Here is a 5,280-nt window from a genome sequence, read left to right on the forward strand (position 1 = left end):
AAAATGCGTTTTTGCGGAAATAACCGAAGGTGTAACTTTTTTCAGATCATCACAACCCAGAGTTCTGGTTCCTCTTCCTTTCATTTGCTCAAAATAATTTTTACTTTTTACATCCCGCATAAAAAGAAGACATTCCAAAGGTTTTACATCTGTTCCTGTGGCGATCATATCAACTGTTACCACGATTCGCGGATGATAATCATTGCGAAATTGAGCTAAAACGGATTTTGGATTTTCTTTTGATTTATAAGTCATTTTTTTACAAAATGCGTTTCCTTCATTAAATTCTTCCCGCACAATGTTGATAATATCATCAGCGTGACTGTCGGTTTTTGCAAAGATAAGAGTTTTGGGGATTTCAGTTCTGTTTGGAAAAATTTCCGGTAAACTGTTTTTGAAGGCTCTGATAATATTTCTGATTTGGCTTGGGTTTACAACTTCATTATCCAATTGTTTATTGGAATATTCAAAATCTTCGTCAAGTTGTTGCCAGCGTTTTTTACGAGATAACTTATTGCGAATATCTACAAATTGTTTTGCTTTTAGTTTTGCACCTTTCTTGGTCAATTTTGTATCAATCGTATAAACTTCATAACCAACATTCACACCATCTGCAATTGCCATTTCGTGGGAATATTCACTAACCACATTTTCATTGAAAAAACCGAAAGTTCGTTTGTCGGGAGTTGCGGTTAAGCCAATCAGAAAAACATCAAAATATTCCAGAACCTGTTTCCAAAGATTGTAGATGGAACGGTGACATTCATCAATTACAATAAAATCAAATTGTTCGATCGGAATGTTTTTGTTATAAATTACAGGAAGCGGTTCTTTTGGTTGCCAGCTTTCGTTTGGGTTTTCTTCTTCCATTTTTTCATCAAGCTCTTCACCTTTCAGAATGGAATACATTCTTTGAATTGTGCTGATGCAAACCTGACTATCGGTAGCAATATAAGAAGATTGCAGTCTTTGAACATTATACAATTCTGTGAATTTTCTATTATCATCATTCGGTTGATAAGCCATAAATTCTTGTTCCGCTTGTTCACCGAGATTTCGTGTATCAACCAGAAACAGAATTCTTTTTGCATCTACGAATTTGAGCAAACGATAAATGAAAGTAATTGCTGTAAAAGTTTTTCCTGCACCTGTTGCCATTTGAATCAAAGCTCGTGGTTTGTTATTTTTGAAGGATTCATCGAGATTATTAATTGCGTTGATCTGGCAATCTCGCAAGCCTTCAATATTTAATTCGGGAAGATCGTAAAATCGTTCTCTGAGAGTTTTATCTTTTTTTAGCCATTCAATAAATGTTTCAGGTTTGTGAAAACTGAAAACAGGTCTCGATCTTGGTTTTGGGTCGTGATAATCTGTAAATCTTGTCAAAGTTCCTGTGCTTTCATAAACAAATGGTAAAGGTTCATTATTCAGATATTTCAGATTGCTGGTTGCATATTCGGTTGATTGTTCTTCTACAGATGTTAAATGAAAACCTTCTTCTTCTTTTTTTGCTTCAATAACTCCAACAGGTTTACGATTTACAAAAAGGATATAATCAGCTTCTTTTCCGTCTTGAGTGTAATAATTCCGAACAGCAATTTCTTTGCTTTTATTCCAGTTGATTGAATCTTTATCTTGGATGTCCCAACCAGCACTCAGTAGTTGCTTATCTATTTTATCTCTCGCTATTTGCTCAGGATTTTGGTTTTGGTTCAAAATTTTCTCCAACAATTTTTTTCGATATTTTTGAAACCTAAATATCAAGCAAGCTTTTAAATATTTACAGAACTATATTACACTTTTTGGATTAGCTCTTTTGTGGCTAATGTCTGTGTCCACGAACAAGTTCGCGGATTCGTCCGTACGGGACACATATTTCCTATTTGGGAGTGTAAAAGAATTTTTATCAATCCGATCCAAAATCTTTCAAGAATCCTTCCAGCAAAATAATCCCTGCATTATCATCAGTAACTTCGGGATGAAATTGTGTTCCCCAAATTGGTTTTGTTTTATGTTTGAAGATCTCGATCCCGTATTCTGATCTTCCAAAAACTTCAAAGTCCGGGGGTAGTTTTTTGATCGCAAATTTATGTGATTCATATACTTTCATTTTAGATGAGTTATATGTTATTCCTGAACTATCTAAATCAAAGACATCGATCTCGTGAACTCCCAGAATTCTATCCGGGAGTTCTTGAGTTTTTTCTCCATAAACAAAAGCGATCAATTGGAATCCGAAACAGATGCCGAAAATAGGCTTGCTTGAGTTAGCGATCAGTTTTTTTTCTTCTGCAAGTTCAGGAGTATTGGCTATGCTCATCCTTCCACCGGAAAAGATAAAAAGATCATATTTTTCAGATTCAGCACATTTGAATTTAGCAAAATCGATTACGGAATGTTTTATCCCAAAAAGTTTTAATGTCTCGATTATTTTTCCAATATATTTGGAATGATTATCGATTATGAGTGCTTTCATTTTCGTAGAACTTGTTCCGATGCAAATATACATTCTCCTTTTTAAGTTTGGATTTTTTTTATTTTAGAAAATTGAATTTTATTTGATTTTTGTTATTTGTATTTTGTAATTTTCCAATTTCTTAATTGTCTCCACCCAAAAGACCACCTAAAAGACCTCCACCAAGTCCAGCTATTCCTTTTGATTCTCCTTTGTTATGAAAACGATATCCTGCCATTATTCTATCAGCTAATCTTGAGAAAGGAAGACTTTGCAGATAAACGAGTCCGGGACCTTTTACGGTTGCAAGGAACAAACCTTCTCCTCCGAACAATGCGTTTTTGAATCCACCCACAAACTGGATATTATATTCGACCGTAGGAGCAAAACCAACCATACAACCAGTATCTACTCTCAAAGTTTCTCCGGCTTGCAGATGTTTTTCAATGATCGTTCCGCCGGCATGGATAAAAGCCATTCCGTTTCCTTCCAATCTTTGCAGGATAAATCCTTCTCCACCAAAAAGTCCGGCTCCGATCTTTTTTGTAAATTCAACTTCGATCTCGATGCCGCGAGCAGCACATAAAAAGGAATCTTTCTGACAGATGAATTTTCCATTATGTTTTGCCAGATCAAGCGGAATGATCTTACCCGGATATGGAGCTCCAAAAGCCACATGAGATTTTCCGGAACCATTATGCAGGAAAGTCGTGATAAAGAAACTTTCTCCGGTTATCATTCTCTTGAATCCTTTGAATAAACCTCCACCGGTTGAAGTCTGCATTTCAATACCTTCTTCCATGAACATCATTGCGCCTGCTTCGGCGCGTACTCCTTCTTGCGGATCTAATTCGATCTCCACAAGTTGCATCTCGTCACCATAGATTTTGTAATCGATAATATCAGTCATTTTTATTTCATCCTTGGTTTTTTTTCATTGAGATAGACCGAAGAAACTGAAAGAGACTGAAAAAATAAACATATTCAGTTTTCTTCAATTTTTTTCAGTTTATTCTGATGAATTAAATAAATGAAATAAGTTCATTAAACTCGTTAACTATCAAATCTGCATCGGAAAGATCCTGCTCTCCGGAATTAAATTTCTGGAAACCGATACATTTCATTCCTGCTGATTTTGCGGCTTTTACTCCATTGAACGAATCTTCAATAACGATACATTCTTCAGGTTTTACTTTCAGAAGTTCAGCAGTTTTGAGAAAAATATCCGGTTCCGGTTTTCCGTTCTTTATTTCATTTCCACTTACGATCACTTCGAAGAAATGTCTGATTTGAAGTTTTTCCAGAATTAAATCCACCAACTTTTTGGTTGTTGAAGAAGCAACTGCTAATTTAATATTTTTGTTCTTTAACTCATTTATAAAATCTATTAAATTGGGAGTTGGTTTCAGATTTTCCAATTTTGAGAAATGTTGGTAATTAAGTTTGTTGTTTTTAGTGATCAATTCTTCTAATAAATTAATTTTATTCAGAGTAGAAAAATTATACTCAACTCCATCCGTCAGTTGCCGGATTGAAGTCGAGTCAAATTTTTTTAGAATTCTTTTCCACATTTCTGTTTGGGAAAGTCCGACAAAAGTAGAATATTCATCAGCAGAGATATTTATTCCAAGTTCCCGGAAGAATTTCATCTGAACTTCATAATAGATGGGTTCGCTGTTCAGGATAACTCCATCCATATCGAAGATGATTGCTTTGGGTTTCATTTTTCCAATTTTCCTAATTCAACCAGTTCAACTGATTCAACTACTTTTCCGGTTTCGGATTCACAATTTTCCCAATAAAAATGATGGAATTTGTTTCTTTTTCTTTGATCGCAAACACGAAAGGACGATTAACTTTCATAAAAAAACCAGGACCGACAGAAGTCAGCTTCATTTCTACAACCGTTACAGCAGCAGCTTCTGTTCCTTCCTCGTTCACATCCACGAAAGTCTTGTGTTTGACATTACTGATGTAAAGTTTCTGCTTTTTTGTCATTTTACTGAAATCCGCAGCGGAAGTAAAAGCGTTTGCCATTCCCAGAGATTTGAGAACATCATTCATCTCGATATCGTATTCGATCTTAAATTTAGGCATAACGAGTGAACCTTTTTGTTTGGAAAAACCGGTCAGCCAGGAATTCCAGTCTTCAACATTCAATTTGGAAATGAACTCGTTAATATCCTTCTCTTTTTTGGGAAGGATGACGATCATACTAAAATTTTCTTTCCCATAAGGAAGATCCACAGCCTGGAAATCATCATTCTCGAAATAAAGATTCTTTTCGGAAGTTTTCATCATCTCGCATAAAACTGATTTTCCTTCAGCATAGAAGAATTTGTCCTCTTTTGTCCTTTTTTTATCAAATTCTTCTGTCCACGAACCTTTGAAATAGATAGCATTGATCAAATACATCATGGAAAGGGCATCGATCTCGTCTATAACTTTGGTGATCTTACCTTTAGTGTTTTCACTCACCCAGTTATTGATGATCCCGACTGTTTCCGGCTTGGAAAAATCCATATTCCTGATCTCTGCCTGGAAATAATCCTGATTAACTTTTTTGAATTTTTTAAGAACATCCACATTTTCGCGATACCAGATGGAATTAGCGATTTCCATCATCACTTTTGGATCGAGTTCCATCAATTTTGTCATTAATTTTTTGAACGATTCATTGACCTCTGCATTGGTTAGATTTCCGAATTCGAGAGTTTTTGCCATTTCCTCTTTTGTCTTTCCGTCTGCTCCGTTAAAGTTCATTCCCAAAGCATAAGAAATGCTCATCGGTGAGATGAAAATGTTGTTGTTTGCCTGCTCTTTGA

Annotated in this window: 5 protein-coding genes; all 5 read right to left on the reverse strand. The window is 35.4% G+C overall.

All coding sequences use genetic code 11. The annotated features are described in order from the left end of the window. Positions 1-1,716, reverse strand: a 1,716-nt coding sequence (locus tag ENL20_00945; protein HHE37127.1) for a DEAD/DEAH box helicase, incomplete at its 3' end; no start/stop codon positions are given. Positions 1,717-1,906: 190 nt separating this feature from the next. Further along, complete coding sequence (locus tag ENL20_00950) at positions 1,907-2,509, reverse strand: hypothetical protein (protein HHE37128.1); 603 nt, start codon at positions 2,507-2,509, stop codon at positions 1,907-1,909. Between the two features lie 88 nt (positions 2,510-2,597). After that, complete coding sequence (locus ENL20_00955; GenBank protein ID HHE37129.1) at positions 2,598-3,365, reverse strand: TIGR00266 family protein; 768 nt, start codon at positions 3,363-3,365, stop codon at positions 2,598-2,600. Positions 3,366-3,477: 112 nt separating this feature from the next. After that, positions 3,478-4,179, reverse strand: a complete 702-nt coding sequence (locus ENL20_00960; protein HHE37130.1) for an HAD family phosphatase — start codon at positions 4,177-4,179, stop codon at positions 3,478-3,480. A gap of 40 nt (positions 4,180-4,219) precedes the next feature. Continuing rightward, a partial coding sequence (locus ENL20_00965; protein ID HHE37131.1) for a serpin family protein occupies positions 4,220-5,280 on the reverse strand: 1,061 nt, incomplete at its 5' end.

It is taken from the genome of Candidatus Cloacimonadota bacterium (genome assembly GCA_011372345.1).
GTDB lineage: Bacteria > Cloacimonadota > Cloacimonadia > Cloacimonadales > TCS61 > DRTC01.

Coding starts and splice junctions, on each gene's coding strand:
- ENL20_00950 (HHE37128.1), bottom strand. CDS start 2,509: ATGTATATTTGCATCGGAACAAGTTCTACGAAAATGAAAGCACTCATA.
- ENL20_00955 (HHE37129.1), bottom strand. CDS start 3,365: ATGACTGATATTATCGATTACAAAATCTATGGTGACGAGATGCAACTT.
- ENL20_00960 (HHE37130.1), bottom strand. CDS start 4,179: ATGAAACCCAAAGCAATCATCTTCGATATGGATGGAGTTATCCTGAAC.